The 16,585-nt window shown below is 34.9% G+C and carries 13 protein-coding genes and 1 pseudogene; 7 read left to right on the forward strand and 7 right to left on the reverse strand.

What is annotated here, in order from left to right; genetic code table 11:
- Positions 1 to 53 precede the first annotated feature (53 nt).
- The 4 genes from FNJ88_RS13160 to FNJ88_RS13175 all read left to right on the forward strand — a co-directional run bounded on the left by FNJ88_RS13160 (position 54) and on the right by FNJ88_RS13175 (position 4,781).
- Positions 54 to 1,535 carry an MFS transporter gene (locus FNJ88_RS13160; protein WP_143853691.1) on the forward strand — a complete coding sequence of 494 codons (1,482 nt, stop codon included), beginning with the start codon at positions 54 to 56 and terminating at the stop codon, positions 1,533 to 1,535.
- Between the two features lie 113 nt (positions 1,536 to 1,648).
- On the forward strand, positions 1,649 to 2,575 hold the full coding sequence (locus FNJ88_RS13165) for a mevalonate kinase (RefSeq protein WP_143853692.1): 927 nt from the start codon (positions 1,649 to 1,651) through the stop codon (positions 2,573 to 2,575).
- A gap of 66 nt (positions 2,576 to 2,641) precedes the next feature.
- Positions 2,642 to 3,538 (forward strand): UbiA family prenyltransferase, encoded by an 897-nt coding sequence (locus FNJ88_RS13170; RefSeq protein WP_143853693.1) that lies wholly within the window; start codon positions 2,642 to 2,644, stop codon positions 3,536 to 3,538.
- A gap of 142 nt (positions 3,539 to 3,680) precedes the next feature.
- Complete coding sequence (locus tag FNJ88_RS13175) at positions 3,681 to 4,781, forward strand: pseudouridine synthase (protein ID WP_228414532.1); 1,101 nt, start codon at positions 3,681 to 3,683, stop codon at positions 4,779 to 4,781.
- Between the two features lie 363 nt (positions 4,782 to 5,144).
- Here the strand turns inward: FNJ88_RS13175 and FNJ88_RS13180 are convergent, their stop codons facing one another.
- Both FNJ88_RS13180 and FNJ88_RS13185 read right to left on the reverse strand, forming a co-directional pair.
- Positions 5,145 to 5,762: a hypothetical protein gene (locus FNJ88_RS13180; RefSeq protein WP_143853694.1), complete on the reverse strand. Its 618-nt coding sequence runs from the start codon at positions 5,760 to 5,762 to the stop codon at positions 5,145 to 5,147.
- 125 nt (positions 5,763 to 5,887) lie between these two features.
- A complete protein-coding gene (locus FNJ88_RS13185) occupies positions 5,888 to 8,107 on the reverse strand; it encodes an NADP-dependent isocitrate dehydrogenase (protein WP_143853695.1) in 2,220 nt (739 codons plus the stop codon).
- A gap of 237 nt (positions 8,108 to 8,344) precedes the next feature.
- On the opposite strand from FNJ88_RS13185, the gene FNJ88_RS13190 reads away from it, so the two are divergent.
- From FNJ88_RS13190 to FNJ88_RS13200, 3 genes and pseudogenes are all read left to right on the forward strand, one after another.
- Complete coding sequence (locus FNJ88_RS13190; RefSeq protein ID WP_143853696.1) at positions 8,345 to 8,839, forward strand: GlcG/HbpS family heme-binding protein; 495 nt, start codon at positions 8,345 to 8,347, stop codon at positions 8,837 to 8,839.
- Positions 8,840 to 8,854: 15 nt separating this feature from the next.
- Positions 8,855 to 9,472, forward strand: a pseudogene (locus tag FNJ88_RS13195) (class I SAM-dependent methyltransferase).
- 17 nt (positions 9,473 to 9,489) lie between these two features.
- Positions 9,490 to 10,026, forward strand: a complete 537-nt coding sequence (locus tag FNJ88_RS13200; RefSeq protein ID WP_143853697.1) for a preprotein translocase subunit SecA — start codon at positions 9,490 to 9,492, stop codon at positions 10,024 to 10,026.
- Positions 10,027 to 10,256: 230 nt separating this feature from the next.
- On the opposite strand, the gene dnaJ is transcribed toward FNJ88_RS13200, so the two are convergent.
- From dnaJ to proS, 5 genes are all read right to left on the reverse strand, one after another.
- Positions 10,257 to 11,375: a molecular chaperone DnaJ gene (gene dnaJ, locus FNJ88_RS13205; RefSeq protein WP_143853698.1), complete on the reverse strand. Its 1,119-nt coding sequence runs from the start codon at positions 11,373 to 11,375 to the stop codon at positions 10,257 to 10,259.
- A gap of 169 nt (positions 11,376 to 11,544) precedes the next feature.
- Complete coding sequence (locus tag FNJ88_RS13210) at positions 11,545 to 12,084, reverse strand: nucleotide exchange factor GrpE (protein ID WP_143853699.1); 540 nt, start codon at positions 12,082 to 12,084, stop codon at positions 11,545 to 11,547.
- Positions 12,085 to 12,175: 91 nt separating this feature from the next.
- Positions 12,176 to 13,501 carry an Nramp family divalent metal transporter gene (locus FNJ88_RS13215; protein ID WP_143853700.1) on the reverse strand — a complete coding sequence of 442 codons (1,326 nt, stop codon included), beginning with the start codon at positions 13,499 to 13,501 and terminating at the stop codon, positions 12,176 to 12,178.
- Between the two features lie 106 nt (positions 13,502 to 13,607).
- Complete coding sequence (locus FNJ88_RS13220) at positions 13,608 to 14,876, reverse strand: OmpA family protein (RefSeq protein WP_143853701.1); 1,269 nt, start codon at positions 14,874 to 14,876, stop codon at positions 13,608 to 13,610.
- 119 nt (positions 14,877 to 14,995) lie between these two features.
- Positions 14,996 to 16,471, reverse strand: a complete 1,476-nt coding sequence (gene proS / locus FNJ88_RS13225) for a proline--tRNA ligase (RefSeq protein WP_143853702.1) — start codon at positions 16,469 to 16,471, stop codon at positions 14,996 to 14,998.
- Positions 16,472 to 16,585 lie beyond the last annotated feature (114 nt).

A 16,585-nucleotide genomic window follows, 5' to 3' on the forward strand; every position in this document is an offset into this window, starting at 1 on the left:
TATCAACAGATTCTTAATGGTTTTGTTATTTTTGTTCCATTAATTATTTACAAATGTCGGAAAACGAACCATTACAAACTCAAAATATCAAGAATAATCCTAAAATTATGAAAGCCTGGGCTTTGTATGATTGGGCAAATTCTGTTTATTCATTGGTAATTACTTCTACCATTTTTCCGATTTATTTTTCGATATTGACTACGGCTTCTGAAAAAACAGAGTTTGTAGAGGCAACCGGGAAATGGATTAAAGTTCCTGTTCGACATATGATCACTATTTTTGGTAAAGAGTATCAACCTGATGCTATTTATGGATATTCATTGACCATTTCTTTTTTAATTGTCGTTATTTTATCACCTTTCCTTTCTTCACTCGCGGATACCATTGGAAATAAAAAATCATTTCTACAATTTTTCTGTTATTTAGGAGCAACGTCCTGTATGGGATTAGCCATGTTTACAGGCATGCAAAATGTATTTCTTGGATTATTGTTCAGCATTACCGCAAGTGTAGGTTTTTGGGGGAGTTTAGTATTCTATAATTCATTTTTACCCGATATTGCAACTCCTGATAAGCAGGATGCCCTCTCCGCGAAAGGATATGTATATGGATATCTAGGTTCGGTTGTTTTGGTCATTATCTGCTTGGTTCTTATTCAGGTTTTTGCGAAAGATGCAGAACAAGCCAAAATGTATACCCGAATTTCTTTCTTACTGACGGGTGCTTGGTGGTTTGGTTTTTCACAATATACCTTTAAACATTTACCGCAATTTGGTAATATTAAAGAACAGTTACCGAAAGATCTGGTGTTGCTTAATTATAAAAATATATTTAAGAAACATGAAGAACAAGGAGGTTTTTGGGAAGTTCTAAAAGACAATGTGCAGTTTTATATTGATATTGCCAAACAAAGTTTTCGTGAGTTATTTAAAGTAGGCCGCGTATTATTTAAAGATCGAAATCTCAAATTCTTTCTTTCAAGCTTCTTCTTTTATAGTGTTGGGATGCAGACGATTTTTTTGATGGCAACGTTATTTGGGAAAAGTGAAATAAACCTTGAACAGGATAAATTAATTATGACTTTGTTGGTCATTCAGATTGAAGCAATCATAGGCGCAGTTTTATTTTCAAAATTATCACGTAAAATTGGGAATAAAAATGTAATTTCGATAGCGATCATATTATGGATTGTCGCTTGTCTTTCTGCCTATTTTCTTAACAAAGAAAATCCGAATGTAGAATATCAGTTCTATATAATTGCTGCTATAATAGGCTTGGTAATGGGTGGTCTGCAAGCAATGTCACGCTCTACCTATTCCAAACTTCTTCCAGAAAACAGCATGGATAATACGACGTTTTTTAGCTTTTATGATGTTCTTGAAAAGATTGCGATCATCATAGGAACGTTTATTTTCGCAACAATTATAGAACAGTATCATAATATGAGATATTCAGCTTTATCCATGTCAGTATTTTTCTTTATTGGCCTCCTATTAATCCGTTTCTTAAAAGTGAAACTTGTTAAAGGAAAATAGTTTTTTATGTTGATGAATAATTGGGCACCTGGCTTAAAATTTGTTAAGCTTGAGGTGTTTATTGTAAAAAAGTGTTAAATTTGCAACGATAATCCTACGGATTAAATTAAACTATGGCAAACCCTTTATTTTACGCAAAAATCCTGTTGTTCGGTGAATACGGTATTATTGAAGATTCCCAGGGTCTAACGGTGCCATATAGTTTCTATAAAGGAACTTTGAAATTTTCTGATTTAGAAAGTGACTTTGAAAAAAAGTCAAATGATTCTTTACTAAAATATTCCGCCTATTTAAAAGATTTGAAACTACCAGAATCATTTGAACTTAATGTCTCCCGGTTTATAAAAGATATTAAGAAAGGATTATTCTTTGATTCCAATATCCCTCAAGGATATGGAGTAGGAAGTTCAGGTGCTTTAGTAGCGGCTATTTTTGAAAAGTACGCAATCAAAGGTTACCAACCTGAACATATCTCTAAAGAAGAACTAAAAAATCTTCGTACCATTTTTGGTCAGATGGAAAGTTATTTCCACGGCAAAAGTTCTGGAATAGATCCATTGATCTGTTACATGAATCTACCAATTCTGATCGAAAATAGAGAAAGTGTAGATAAGGTTTCAATTCCCGAGAGTCACGAGGGAAAAGGAGCCATCTTCTTGATTGATTCCGGAATGACTGGTGAAACAGGACCAATGGTTCAGATTTTCTTTGAAAAAATGAAAACAGAAGGTTTCCGGAAAACCATGAAGGAAGAATTTATTCGTTACAATAACGCGTGTATTGATACTTTCTTGAAAAAAGAAATGAATCCTTTTTTTAAAAATTTAAAAAGTTTATCGGTCTGGGCATACGAGCACTTCAAACCAATGATTCCAGAGAGTATCTATAATGCTTGGAAAAAAGGTTTAGATTCTAATGCATACTATCTAAAACTTTGTGGCAGCGGCGGTGGTGGTTATATTTTAGGTTTTACAAAAGACTATAAAAAAGCAGAGAAAATGCTGGAAGGTTTTCACAAGGAAGTGATTTACCGATTCTAAAAACTGTGGAAGTCTAAAATTATCAATTTAAATTTTTTTATTTAGGATTTTGTGACTTTACGATTTATGAAAAATCCATTTATTTATCGATTATCTCAATTTATTGCCTTTATAATGGGTGCCCGGGTTCTTGTCACTTTATTACTAACTTTTGCCTTATACGTTTCTACTTTTTTTCTATTTAATCAGGAGGAAAGTTTAAGAAATTTTGTGTTTGATTTTAAAGTTCATGGTATTATTTTCTGCTCTATTCTAAGTATTTTAGCAGGAGGTATTATCAATCAGTTTTATGATCGCGAAAAAGATGAGGTCACAAAACCATTTCGGACCCGAGTTCAAAATTTCTTAAAACAAAAATATTTTCTTTACGCGTACATTTTGCTTAATTCAATTTCGCTCGGAATTGCTGCTGCAATCTCAATACGGGTTTTCTTTTTCTTTTTGATCTACCAGTTTTTGATGTGGTTTTATAGTCATAAATTGAGCAAGTTATTGATTATTAATAATCTAACATTTGTGAGTTTATCATTGTATCCATTTTTTGGAATGCTGGTGTATTATAAAACCTTTTCCTTGCAGATATTTTTAATGTCGATATTCATCTTTTTAATGCTCTTAATTATTGATGTTTTAAAAGATACCCTGACAAAGAATGCAGATCGAGTTTTTGGTTATTTTACAATTGCCAACATATTTAGTTCAAAAACAACCAGTGCTATACTTGTAATTCTATTAATATTAGCGCAATGTTCGTCGGTATTAATTATTTGGAAAATGGGACTGAAAAGTATCATGAGTTTCTACTTTGCGGGAAGTATTTTTATTCAGATCATAGCTGTTTTTCTCATTTTGAATAAGACCAAATATTCGAAATTCATCAATTTAAATATGTTGAGAATTTGGATATTCATTGGAATTATCTCCATGTTGGCCAATGGAATTCATCAGTATTATTTTCTTTAAAGCAAATCGCAAATTCCATATTATCTGATATTTTTACTAAATTGAGATTTTTAATATCTTAAAATATTTGCTTTTACTTCTATCCTTTATGCATTTAAACCTGTAAAAAATAGCTTATCTTTGCAGATAAATTTTTCAGAACATGAGCAGAGATAGTAAAGGTAATAAGAAGCAAAGAATAAGCAAAATTTCTAATTCAGGAAGTTCGCCAAAAGCTCGTGCAACAAAAACTGTAAGACCTCGCACTGAAAAACCAGAAGAGAAAAAAGAGCCTAAGGCACCAAGAGAGCCAAGATTAATGTCTGCCGCAGAAGCAAAATCTTACGAAAAGACTTTTGACAAACCAGCTTCCAGAAAGATGGGAAAGAGAGTTGGGAAGTCTTTTGATAAAAGTGGTAAAGCTGTAACAGGTGCTTCAAAATCCGGAGTAAAAAAACCTTATAAAAAACCATTCGTCCCCGTAGATGAAGCGCAGAAAACCCGTTCTTTTGTTCAAAAAAGAAGGTTTGATAAGTTGGCAAAAGAGACTCCTAAAGAATCGATCCGTTTAAATAAATATATTGCTAATTCTGGAATTTGTTCTCGTAGAGAAGCAGATGATTTAATTACACAAGGTTTGGTAGAAGTAAACGGAAAACCTGTTACCGAAATGGGTTACCAGGTTCAGAAAACGGACAGAGTTGTCTTCGACGGACAGGGAATTACACCAGAGAAACCGGTTTATGTTTTATTGAACAAGCCGAAAGGATATATTTCTACAACTAAAGATGACAAAGCAAGAAAAACTGTTTTGGATCTGGTAGCCAATGCATCACCTTACAGATTGTTCCCAGTGGGGAGATTAGACCGTTCAACGACAGGGGTTATCTTATTGACGAATGATGGACATATGACCAAGAAGCTTACACACCCGTCTTTTACCATGAAGAAAATCTATCATGTTACATTGGATCGGAAATTAGATAGAGCGGATTTAAACATCATTGCGGAAGGTTTAAGATTAGAAGAAGGAATAGCAGAAGTAGACAGTATTTCATACATCGAAGGAAAACCTAAAAATGAAATTGGTATCGAAATCCATATCGGTTGGAATAGAGTAGTGCGTCGGATCTTCCAGAAATTAGGTTATGAAGTTGAATTATTGGATCGAGTAATGTTTGCGGGTTTAACCAAGAAAAACATTAAAAGGGGACACTGGAGAATATTGTCTGAGTTAGAAGTTAATAATCTAAAAATGTTATAATTCTTTTTCGTTTTAATCAAAGGAATTTAAATAAACAAAAAGCCCTTTTTTGCATCTGCAGAAAGGGCTTTTACCTTAATAATTTTCCCACTTTTCTCTGTGAAAGATCTTTCAATTAGGAAGGAGAATTCTATGGAAACTAAATTGATCTCCATTTTAAATGGAATTTTTATAACAAATTGAAAATCGAATAATTATCACGATTATTAAAATTCAGTAAAATAGTTTTGAGATTGAAAAGATGTTTTTTGTATTTTACTTTTCAATTTGGATCACAAACTAAATCCAAATTTAAGTGTTACGTTCACAAAAAAACTTCCCAATTATTTTCGGGAAGTTCTTATGTAAGGTTTTAAATAGAATTTATTTTAAATCGGAAATATTAATCTCTGCTAAACCCTTCTTCAGTTCTTCATATGAAAGCCCTTCTCCACTTAGGGTTAAAAGATAGCGGTTTTTAATCATCATCTGAATTTTAGAACTGATGTTTTCGCCATTTTTATCTTCCGAAACAATTGCTTTCCCTCCATTAATGTCTTCGCTTCTTTCGAAGCCGGTCTCAGTAATTTTTTCTTTATTCATATTAAGACCCATCATGAGCATGGAAACCATCGCACTTCCTGTTTCACCTGCTCCATCAAGAATCTCCAACTTAACTTCTTTATTTTCTTTATCAGAAAACTTAGCTTCTGCTGACGATAGATTAAGCATAGAATTATCTCCTACGGTAAGTTCTGTTCTTTTTAAACCAATCAATTGTTCAGGCAATAAAGATTTTAACTGTTCATTGGTTAATGGGGTCATTGCTTTTAACTTTTCTACATTCTTAGAGACCTCTTCCAGAGAATTGTTAATTTTACTGTAGTCTTTTGCAGTGGTAACCAGATCGGATAAACTTCCTGATTTTTCTTCTTTTATCTTTTCTTCTTTGCTGCAAGCAACTACCATAAGAACTGTAGTCGCAATAAATAGTTTTTTCATGAAAATTGTTTTTAGTTTACGCAAAAATACACAATTTAATTTTCATCAAAAAGAGAGTAAAACAAAAAACACACTCAGGTTGAGCATGTTTTTTATTAATGTAATTATTGAAAAATAAAAGTTTTCTAAATTTTATTAAGAATAGAATTTAGCGTTGGAGAAGGTCGCATTGCCTCATCTGTTTTATCGAAATCAGGCTGGTAATAACCACCAATATCTTGCGGTTTTCCTTGAGCACCAATTAACTCCTCGTTAATCAGAGTTTCATTGTCTTTTAACTCCTTTGCAATAGTGGAAAAAGCGGTAGCCATTTCACTATTTTTAGTTTGTTTTGCTAAAGCTTCTGCCCAATACATCGCCAAATAGAAGTGAGATCCTCTGTTATCAATAGATCCAACTTTTCTTGCAGGTGATTTATCATTGGCAAGAAATTCCTCGTTTGCGGTATCTAAGGCATCTGCCAGGATTTGTGCTTTGTCATTATTTTGAGTTTGCGCCAAATGTTCCAAACTTGCCTGTAGTGCCATAAATTCTCCTAAAGAATCCCAACGCAAATAACCTTCTTTGATAAACTGCTCGATATGTTTTGGTGCAGAACCTCCCGCTCCTGTTTCGAAAAGACCACCACCGTTCATCAATGGAACAATAGAAAGCATTTTTGCTGACGTACCAAGTTCCAAAATAGGGAACAAATCTGTCAGATAATCTCTCAACACGTTTCCAGAAACTGAAATGGTATCTAAACCTTGTCTGATTCTTTCCAAAGTGAAAGTCATAGCGTCTTCAATATTCATAATTCGAATATCAAGACCAGATGTATCATAATCTTTCAGATATTTTTCAACTTTTTTGATCATCTCACGATCGTGAGCTCTTTGGTCATCTAACCAAAAAACTGCTGGCGTGTCAGATAATCTAGCTCTGTTTACCGCTAATTTTACCCAATCCTGAATGGGTGCATCTTTCGCCTGACACATTCTGAAAACATCTCCAGCTTCAACTGGTTGTTCCATATAAACTTTTCCGTTCGCATCAGAAACTTTTACGGTTCCGTTTGCAGAAAGTTGGAAAGTTTTATCATGAGATCCGTATTCTTCAGCTTTCTGAGCCATCAATCCAACATTGGGAACAGAACCCATTGTTCTAGGATCCAGTGCTCCATTTTTCTTCATATCATCAATAGCTGCTTGGTAGAAACCAGCATAACATCTGTCTGGTATCATGGCAACGGTATCTTCTTCATTTCCTTCCGCATTCCACATTTTACCACCGCCTCTAATTAAGGCAGCCATAGATGCATCTACAATAACATCAGAAGAAACATGGAAATTGGTAATGCCTTTGTCAGAATTCACCATCGCGATTCTAGGTCCGTTTTCAATTGTTTTAGCGATATCTGCTTTGATTTCTGCTTCTTTTACGTTACCAGAAATTTTTTCAAATAAAGTCGCTAATCCGAAGTTTGGATTAATGTCTAATTCTTTGAAAGTATCTTTATATTTTGAAAAAACATCCTTGAAATAAGTTTCTACGATCGCACCAAAAATAATTGGATCAGAAACCTTCATCATCGTCGCCTTTAAATGTCCAGAAAGAAGAACATTTGCAGCTTTCGCCTCAGCTATTGCATCAGCAACAAATCCTTTCAATGCAGAAAGACTCATTACGGAACTGTCGATAATTTCACCAGCTTTCAAAGGCGATAGACCTTTTAATTCTTTAACAGAGCCATCATTCCCAACGAATTCTATTTTAAATTGAGAATCATTTTCTACGGTAACCGATTTTTCAGTACCATAAAAATCACCGGAATGCATATTTGCCACCGTCGTTTTAGAATCTGCAGACCAATCTCCCATTTTATGTGGGTTTGCTTTTGCGTAATTCTTTACCGCTCTGGGCGCTCTCCGGTCAGAGTTTCCTTCTCTTAATACTGGATTTACCGCACTACCAAGAACTTTTGCATATTTATTTTTAATGGCCTCTTCATCAGCGTTTTTAGGCTCAGAAGGGTAGTTGGGTATTGCGAAACCGTCTTTCTGCAGTTCAGCAATCGCCTCATCTAACTGAGGAACTGAAGCGGAGATATTTGGAAGTTTAATAATGTTTGCTTCTGGTGTAGTTGCTAGAGTACCCAATTCTGACAAAGCATCTTCTACTTTCTGATCGTCATTTAAAAATTCAGAGAAATTCGCTAAGATCCTACCTGCAAGAGAAATATCTTTTGGAACAATTTCTATATCTGCTTTCTTTGTAAATGCTTTTACAATTGGTAAAAAAGAATGTGTAGCCAACATTGGAGCTTCATCTGTTAATGTATAAATGATTTTTGATCTGTCTGCCATTATAATAATTTTAAGGTGAATTTTAACAAATACAAAAGTAGTGATTTTTGCTCAGAACTTCGATTTTTTACCTCCAGTATTTCTTTAAAAAGAAGCGCAACTGGACTTTTATGCCCTATTGAAATTTTCTATAATTCTTAATTTAATATAATGCATTATTTACTTATTATTAGTTCTAAATTTACCAGATATGAATTCGCAATTAGCGAAGCATGTTAAACTTAAATAGAATTTATTATGATTAAACGATATAGATTTTCACTACTTACTTTATTATTTATATCGGTACAATTTTCAGCACAAATGCTTGAGAAATCAACTTCGTTGAACCAGCAAGGTGCCATGGAGTTAGCGAAGGAGGCAAATAATCAAGCTCAAAAATTAGACAGAAAAGTTTCAATTGCGGTTTTGAATAATGCAGGTGTAGTTTTACTATTGTTGAAAGGCGATCAAGTAGGACCGCATAATACCGAAGCATCTCGGAAAAAAGCTTACACCTCGTTTTCCACACAAACAGCGACTTGGGATCTTATGTTTAAAGCGGCAAATAGCAAGGATGCTAAAAATTTAAATACCATGCAGGATCTGTTATTGTTAGGTGGAGGAATGCCTGTCTTCAAAGATGGCGACCTTGTGGGGAGTTTAGGAATTTCCGGTGGTGGAAGTGGAGAGAATGATCATAATATTTCAAAAAGAGCAGTTGAAACTTTAGGATTCAAGGTATCAAAATAAAAAAAATCTTCGGAGATGGATTTAGATAGAAAAAAACATTGGGAAACGGTTTACGAAACTAAAAGCGCAAACGAAGTTAGCTGGACCCAACAAGTACCAAAAACGTCACTTTCATTGATAGAGTCATTTGGACACGATAAAAAAATAAAGATTATTGATATTGGTGGTGGAGATAGTAATTTGGTCGATCATTTGTTAAAAGATGGTTTTGAAAATATTACCGTTCTTGATATTTCTGAGAAAGCTATTGAAAAAGCAAAAAAGCGGCTTGGTGAAAAAGCAAAAAAGATAACCTGGATCGTCAGTGATATTACAGAATTTAGTCCTTTAGAAGTCTACGATATCTGGCATGACCGCGCTGCCTTCCATTTTTTAACAACCGATGATGAAATAGATCAATACAAATTGATTGTGTAGAAAGCAGTCACTGGTTTCTTAATCATTGGAACATTTTCGGAAAATGGACCCTTAAAATGCAGTGGTTTAGAAGTCACCCGATACAGCGACGAAAAACTAAGTTCTGCTTTTCAAAAAAACTTTAAATTAATTAATTTTGTTCTGGAAGATCACATAACCCCATTTGGGACAACGCAGAATTTCTTATTTTGCAGTTTCAATAAAAATTCTAATTAATTTTAAAAATCTCCAATATGTTCGGATTATTTAGTAAAAAGAAGAAAGTATTATTAGTTCACGACAAAATATGGATCACAGAAAAAGCAAAATTTAATGCTTGTTTATCATTAAAGAAGTCAAATCCTAAAGTAATGTTTGTGGCGTGGTTTGCAGAAACCAAAAGTAATCTTGAACTTTATCTTAAGGAAAATCAAGTTGAAGTCGAAGTTTATTTAGCCGATCACTTAGGTCTGATGCAACAAGACAAGGATTTGATTTTTGTAGAGCACCATCCTTTACAGACAGAAGAACATAGAATTGCGGATAAGCTCGACAAAAAAGAAATTACTGTTTTCTCTTCAATTTCTGAGCCTATTTTTCAATTATTTGGGGGTGACCATTTGGCAGAATTAATGAACAGGTTGGGGATGAAGGAAGATGAGATGATCGAACACAATATGATTAGCAAATCTATAATGAGGGCTCAGGAAAAGATCGCTCAAAAAACTACACAGAATGTATCGGCCAAATCGCAAAAAGAGTGGTTATTATATGCAGGGCACAATCACTAATATAAAAGAAAGAAAATTATAATGTATATCCGTTTTCAATCATGCAGCAAATTTTAAACCCAAAGTCTGCAAATATTTAATTACAAAAATGCTGTTTTATCCACTTTTTTAAATTTCGAAAAAGTATTTCACTGAGCAAAGTTCGAATAAAAAATACAATAATGCCGATTTGCGGTTATCCGTAAATTATAAAAAGAGAGAGATTTCAATTGAAATCTCTCTCTTTTATTTTAATCGAACAAGTCTCTTACTTTGTCGAAAAAGGTCTTTTCTTTTCCAGAGGGTTCAGCCATCATATCGCCGTTGCTCATCTGCTTTTCAAAAAATTCTTTCTGCTCTTTAGAAAGATTTTGAGGAGTCCAGACATTAATATGAACAAACATATCACCTGTTCCATAACTATCGATACTAGGTAAACCTTTTTTCGAAAGTCTTAGTATTTTGCCTGATTGTGTTCCAGGATCTACTTTTATTTTAACTTTTCCACCAACCGTAGGGATTTCTTTATGAGCTCCCAAAGCTGCTTCTGCAAAAGAAATATACAATTCCTGATGAAGGTTATCACCTTCTCTTTTTATGGTAGCATCTACTTCTTCTTCAACGACCACAAGCAAATCACCAGGCGTACCTCCAAATGGCGCGTCATTCCCTTTTCCTTGTACATTGAGTTGGATTCCTTCTCTTGCTCCTGCCGGAATATTGATCGTTACTTCTTCATCTTCTTTAATCAGACCTTGCGAATTCGCTCCAGCTGGAATTTTATCTGCTACTTTCCCTATTCCCTGACAAGTTCCACAATGCGTTTGAGTTTGCATTTGTCCGAACATGGTATTCATAACCTTCACCTGAACTCCTGAGCCATTACAGGTAGGGCATGTTTTTGCTGTCGCACCAGGTGCCAATTTCATTTTCTTGACTTTAATGGTTCTTTGTGTTCCTTTCACCATTTCTTCAAGATTCAGTTTAATTCGTACACGCAAATTACTACCTCTTAGCTGTTGTCTTTGTTGACCGCCACCGCCGCCAAAATGTCCACCAAAGATATCTCCAAATTGAGAGAAAATGTCATCCATGTTCATTCCGCCGCCTCCAAAGCCACCGCCACCGCCGAATCCGCCACCACCGTTCATTCCGGCGTGACCATACTGGTCGTAACGTGCTTTCTTATTGCCGTCGCTCAAGACTTCGTAAGCTTCTGCGGCTTCTTTAAATTTCTCTTCTGCAGCTTTATCACCTGGGTTTTTATCGGGGTGAAATTTAATAGCCATCTTACGATAGGCTTTTTTTATTTCTTCCGGAGAAGCACTTTTGCTGATTTCTAATATTTCGTAATAATCTCTCTTTGACATAATAATTAGGAGTGAGTTTCTTCAGATAAGAACTGAAAATATATTTTACTTTTTATTTGGGCAACATAATCCGTCTTCCGCTCCCAATCTTTTTTTTTTGCCTTCGCTTTGTTCCCAACAAAAAAAAGGATTTCCGCTCAAGCCGGGTTGCACAATTCGACTTTTTAAATTAGTTTCCAGTAACTACTTTTGCGAAACGGATCACCTTATCAGAAAGTTGATAACCGGTTTCTATCACGTCTACAATTTTTCCTTTCAGATCTTCTGAAGGTGCAGGAATTTGGGTAATTGCTTCATGGAAATCCACATTGAAATCATCACCAGCATTTACACTTATTGGTTTCAAGCCTTTATCATTTAATTTATTTTTAAATTTATTATAAATAAGCTCCACACCTTTCAAATCTTCTTCATTGCCATTTTTAGCAATTTCCTTGATTGCACGCTCAAAATCGTCCAGAACATCTAACATAGAGATCATCATGTCCTGATTAGCATATTGAAAGAACTCCATTTTTTCTTTGGTAGTTCTCTTTTTGTAATTTTCAAATTCTGCGAATAATCGGATATATCGATCTTTTTCTTCTGCCAAAAGGTCTTCCGAAGATGGCTGTGTTGTCACATCTGAAGCCGTATCTTCTATTGGATCGTTATTGACCTCTTCTTGTGGATTTAACTTTTCTTCGTGAATATCTTTATTCTCTGACATAATATTAATTTTAGTACTCAGCAATTCACAAAGATTTTGCCAAAATGTACTTTAGGACATTTCGGCAGACATTAGCGTTAATGGTCTTGTTTTAAAAGAAAGTTTGATAGAGTAATACCAGATTGAGAACGAGAATAATTGCTGAAATAATCCAAACTAAAGTTTTTAGCCATGTTTTATTTACAAATTCACCCATTTTCAATTTTGAGTTAGTAAACATCACCAGAGGAATTACTGCAAAACTTAATTGCATCGAAAGGATAACCTGCGATAAAAGAAGTAGATCTGTTGTTCCTTTTTCACCGTATAGTATTGTTACAATTAGTGCAGGAATTACCGCGATAGATCTCGTTAATAATCTTCTGAGCCAAGGTTTCAATCGTATATTGAGAAAACCTTCCATCACAATTTGCCCCGCTAAAGTTCCTGTTAATGTAGAATTCTGACCGGAGGCTAATAATGCTATGGCAAAAAATATACTTGCTAGAGTAGTGCCTAGGATCGGTGTCAGCATTTTGTGTGCATCGTGAATGTCGGCTATATCATGATTTCCGGTAGTGTGAAATGTTGCCGCTGCAACAATTAAAATAGCAGCGTTGATGAAAAAAGCTACAAATAAAGATGCTGTACTATCAATGGTCGCAAATTTAATGGCCTCTTTTTTACCCTCGTGCGTCCGGTCATAATTTTTTGTCTGTACAATACTGCTATGTAAATATAAGTTGTGTGGCATTACGGTTGCACCCAAAATCCCGATAGCAATATATAACATGGATGGATTTGTAATTATTTCTTTTTGCGGAACCAAACCACTAAGTAGAGGGAAAAGGTCCGGTTTGCTCAATATAATCTCGTACAGAAAACTTCCGAGAATAACGATCGTCAAACCTGCTACGATGCTTTCTAGAATTCTAAATCCCTTTGCTTGTAAGAAGAGAATTATAAAAACATCTATGATGGTGATGGCAACTCCCCAGGTTAGAGGAATTCCGAATAGTAGATTTAAAGCGATAGCCGAACCGATGACTTCGGCTAAATCACAAGCAGCAATTGCAATTTCACAGAAAATCCAAAGGATGAAATTAGTTTTAGGACCAAAATGATCTCGACAAGCTTGTGCTAAATCTCTTTCTGCAACAATTCCTAATTTTAGAGATAAATGTTGGAGAATCATTGCAAATAAATTGGATATTAAAACTACAGAAAGTAGGGTATAACCAAAACCAGCTCCTCCGGCAATATCAGTTGCCCAATTCCCTGGATCCATGTAACCAACAGCAATCATAAGTCCTGGGCCAGCAAAAGCAAATAACTTCTTCCAAAAGCCAGCGTCTTTCGGAATATTAATAGATGAAAAAACTTCTGGTAAAGAATTGGAATGCTTCTCTCTTCTCCACGGCGTTTTTGAACTGCTCACAAATGTTAGATTGTTCTAACAAAAATAAATAAAAAATTTCTGGTATTATTTATAAAACAAAAAAAATCCCGAAATAATTCGGGATTCATTTTTATAGAAAGTAAGATTATTTTGTAAATCGAACAGCCATTTTTCTGTCAACAGCTCTTTCAGCATCTGAAGCTGTAGCTGGAACAGTCGCGAATTCGCTTCCGTATCCTTTAGCCTCAACAACTTGAGAAGCTACACCTAATTTGCTTAGTTGCCCTTTGATGAAATCTGCTCTTTTTTGAGAAATTGTTTTGTTAACTGCTGCATCACCAACATTATCAGTATATCCACCAACTTTGATTTTTGCCTCTGGATATGCTTTCAGAATCGCAGCTAAATTTTGTAACTGACCTTCAGATCCTGCTTCTAATTCAGTAGCGGAATTCATTTTGAAGTTCACATTATCAAAACTGTACCATGTGTCTTTTAGTGCTGAATCATCTGCTGCATTTTTATAACCGTCAGATTTTAAGAAATTAATCATTGTAGCCTCCATTCCATTAGCATAACCTTTGATAGGAGTACCGTTTAGATCAATATCAGTAACTTCTTTTGTTCCAGTTACTACTGCTGTATCATTCATCATTGCTGATGAATCAGTAGGAACTGCTGTAGAATCAGTTGTAGTTACGACGGTTTGATCTGCTGGCTTATTGCATTGTTTCCATAAGAACCAAGCAGCTAAAGCTAATAATAACAAAGGTAACAACCATTTCCAGATTGATCCTCCCTCGTTATTGTCGGGCGTAGAAGTAACATGTGTTTCACCAGCTCTGTTAACTTCTACTTTCGGCTGATCGTATGAAGTTACTTTTACTGCATCATTACCACCAAATACGTTTCCTAAACCTAATGAAGCTAAAGAAAGACCTGCAGGTAATAAAGAAGAAACAATTCCTTTCTGATCATGTAGTAAGTTTGTAATTCCAGATGCTCCTAAATTATTATCGGTAGCATATTTACCAACTGAACCTAAGGTTGCACCGGTAACCATGTTTAATAATGAGCTAGAAGAAGAGCTGCTAATTCCAGAAAACGAAGAAATTGCATTCACCAATCCACTAATTTTATCACCAAAAATAGATGTTAAAACCGTAGTAATTAATGAATTGTTTGAGGATCCACCTAATAGGTTACCTAGCATTCCGCTTGAACCGGCACTTGTAATTGCATCAAGAATCCCTGGTTTGTCTGCATTGTTAGCCAATCCACCTACGATCGCAGGTAATAATCCACTTATTGCTTTTGAAATTCCAGATTCACTTTCTCCTAATTGAGAAGCTGCCTGCGATACTAACGCTGGACCTAACTGTCCTTTAATAAGGTCGATAATGTTTAAAGCCATAATAGTTTAATTTTTAAAGTTTAATAATCAACTGCATGCAAAATTTAATCCATTAAGATAAAATTCTATTTTTTTATAAAAAAATTAACATTTAAAATGAATGCTATTTTTATAAATTTTTAGTAGGCTTTTGCGAAAATAACTCGTTGATTTGAAGGTTTCCCCGTAATTAAAGAAATTCCCTCCTCCATCTTATTGTCTATAGGAATACATCGAATAGTGGCTTTTGTCTCATTTTTAATTTGCTCCTCTTCTTCCGCAGTGCCGTCCCAGTGAGCAGAAATAAATCCACCTTTTTCTTCCAAAACAGTTTTAAACTCTTCATAAGAATTTACTGGCGTAATATGAGCATCTCTAAAAGATAAAGCTTTATTATAAATATCTTTCTGAATCGTTTGAAGTAGTTCTTCAATATAGATTTCGATGTTTTCAATTGGTTGAACTTCTTTAGTGAGATTATCTCTTCTTGCAATTTCTACCGTCTTATTTTCCAGATCTCTGGCACCCATTGCGATTCTTACAGGTACACCTTTTAATTCGTACTCGGCAAATTTCCAACCTGGTTTGTTATCAGTTCGGTTATCATATTTTACTGATATTCCTTTTGCTTTTAACTTTTCCTCTATGGAAAATGCAACCTCATTAATTTGATTTAATTGATCATCACCTTTAAATATTGGAACGATTACCACCTGAATTGGTGCTAAAGATGGTGGAAGAACCAAACCTAAGTCGTCGGAATGCGTCATGATTAAAGCACCCATTAATCGAGTTGAAGTTCCCCAAGATGTTCCCCAAGCATGTTCAATTTTTCCTTCTTTTGTCGTAAACTTTACATCGAATGCTTTCCCAAAATTTTGTCCTAAAAAGTGAGAAGTCCCGGCTTGCAATGCTTTTCCATCCTGCATTAGCGCTTCAATGCAATAGGTGTCATCAGCTCCCGCAAATCGCTCGGAGGCAGTTTTAACCCCTTTAATTACGGGAATGCCCATAAAATCCTCAGCAAAGGTTGCGTAGACATCAATCATTTTCTCAGTTTCTTCAATTGCTTCATCTTTGGTGGCATGAGCGGTGTGTCCTTCTTGCCATAGGAATTCTGCAGTTCTTAAAAAGAAACGAGTTCTCATTTCCCAACGCACGACATTAGCCCACTGATTAATCAAAATTGGTAAATCACGGTAAGATTGAATCCATTTTTTATACGTACTCCAAATAATGGCTTCAGAAGTTGGACGAACAATTAATTCTTCTTCTAACTTAGCCTCTGGATCAACGATTAATTTCTTTGGATTATCAGGGTCAGTTTTAAGTCTATAGTGGGTTACAACTGCGCATTCTTTGGCAAATCCTTCTGCATTTTGCTCTTCGGCTTCGAAAAAACTTTTTGGAATAAAAAGAGGGAAGTACGCATTCTGATGACCAGTTTCTTTGAACTTCTTATCTAATTCATCGCGCATTTTTTCCCATATAGCGTAACCATATGGCTTAATTACCATACAACCCCGAACTCCAGAATTTTCTGCTAAGTCCGCTTTTACTACTAGTTCGTTATACCATTTGCTATAATCTTCGGCTCTCGAAGTAAGTTTTGCCATTATTTTGATGTTTTGATTTAACTAAGTGAGGCTTTTAATATCTAAACTTAAAAGCGTATTATTACACAAGATTTATACCCGTTGATTGGTACAATTTTGGTATAATGTGCAAAT

It is taken from the genome of Chryseobacterium sp. SNU WT5 (assembly GCF_007362475.1).
Lineage (GTDB): Bacteria > Bacteroidota > Bacteroidia > Flavobacteriales > Weeksellaceae > Kaistella.

Excerpts from the sequence above, each read along its gene's own strand:
- FNJ88_RS13185 (WP_143853695.1), bottom strand. The coding sequence starts at position 8,107 with ATGGCAGACAGATCAAAAATCATTTATACATTAACAGATGAAGCTCCA.
- FNJ88_RS13160 (WP_143853691.1), top strand. The coding sequence starts at position 54 with ATGTCGGAAAACGAACCATTACAAACTCAAAATATCAAGAATAATCCT.
- FNJ88_RS13180 (WP_143853694.1), bottom strand. The coding sequence starts at position 5,762 with ATGAAAAAACTATTTATTGCGACTACAGTTCTTATGGTAGTTGCTTGC.
- FNJ88_RS13210 (WP_143853699.1), bottom strand. The coding sequence starts at position 12,084 with ATGTCAGAGAATAAAGATATTCACGAAGAAAAGTTAAATCCACAAGAA.
- FNJ88_RS13200 (WP_143853697.1), top strand. The coding sequence starts at position 9,490 with ATGTTCGGATTATTTAGTAAAAAGAAGAAAGTATTATTAGTTCACGAC.
- FNJ88_RS13220 (WP_143853701.1), bottom strand. The coding sequence starts at position 14,876 with ATGGCTTTAAACATTATCGACCTTATTAAAGGACAGTTAGGTCCAGCG.
- FNJ88_RS13165 (WP_143853692.1), top strand. The coding sequence starts at position 1,649 with ATGGCAAACCCTTTATTTTACGCAAAAATCCTGTTGTTCGGTGAATAC.
- dnaJ (WP_143853698.1), bottom strand. The coding sequence starts at position 11,375 with ATGTCAAAGAGAGATTATTACGAAATATTAGAAATCAGCAAAAGTGCT.
- FNJ88_RS13190 (WP_143853696.1), top strand. The coding sequence starts at position 8,345 with ATGATTAAACGATATAGATTTTCACTACTTACTTTATTATTTATATCG.
- FNJ88_RS13170 (WP_143853693.1), top strand. The coding sequence starts at position 2,642 with ATGAAAAATCCATTTATTTATCGATTATCTCAATTTATTGCCTTTATA.
- proS (WP_143853702.1), bottom strand. The coding sequence starts at position 16,471 with ATGGCAAAACTTACTTCGAGAGCCGAAGATTATAGCAAATGGTATAAC.
- FNJ88_RS13175 (WP_228414532.1), top strand. The coding sequence starts at position 3,681 with ATGAGCAGAGATAGTAAAGGTAATAAGAAGCAAAGAATAAGCAAAATT.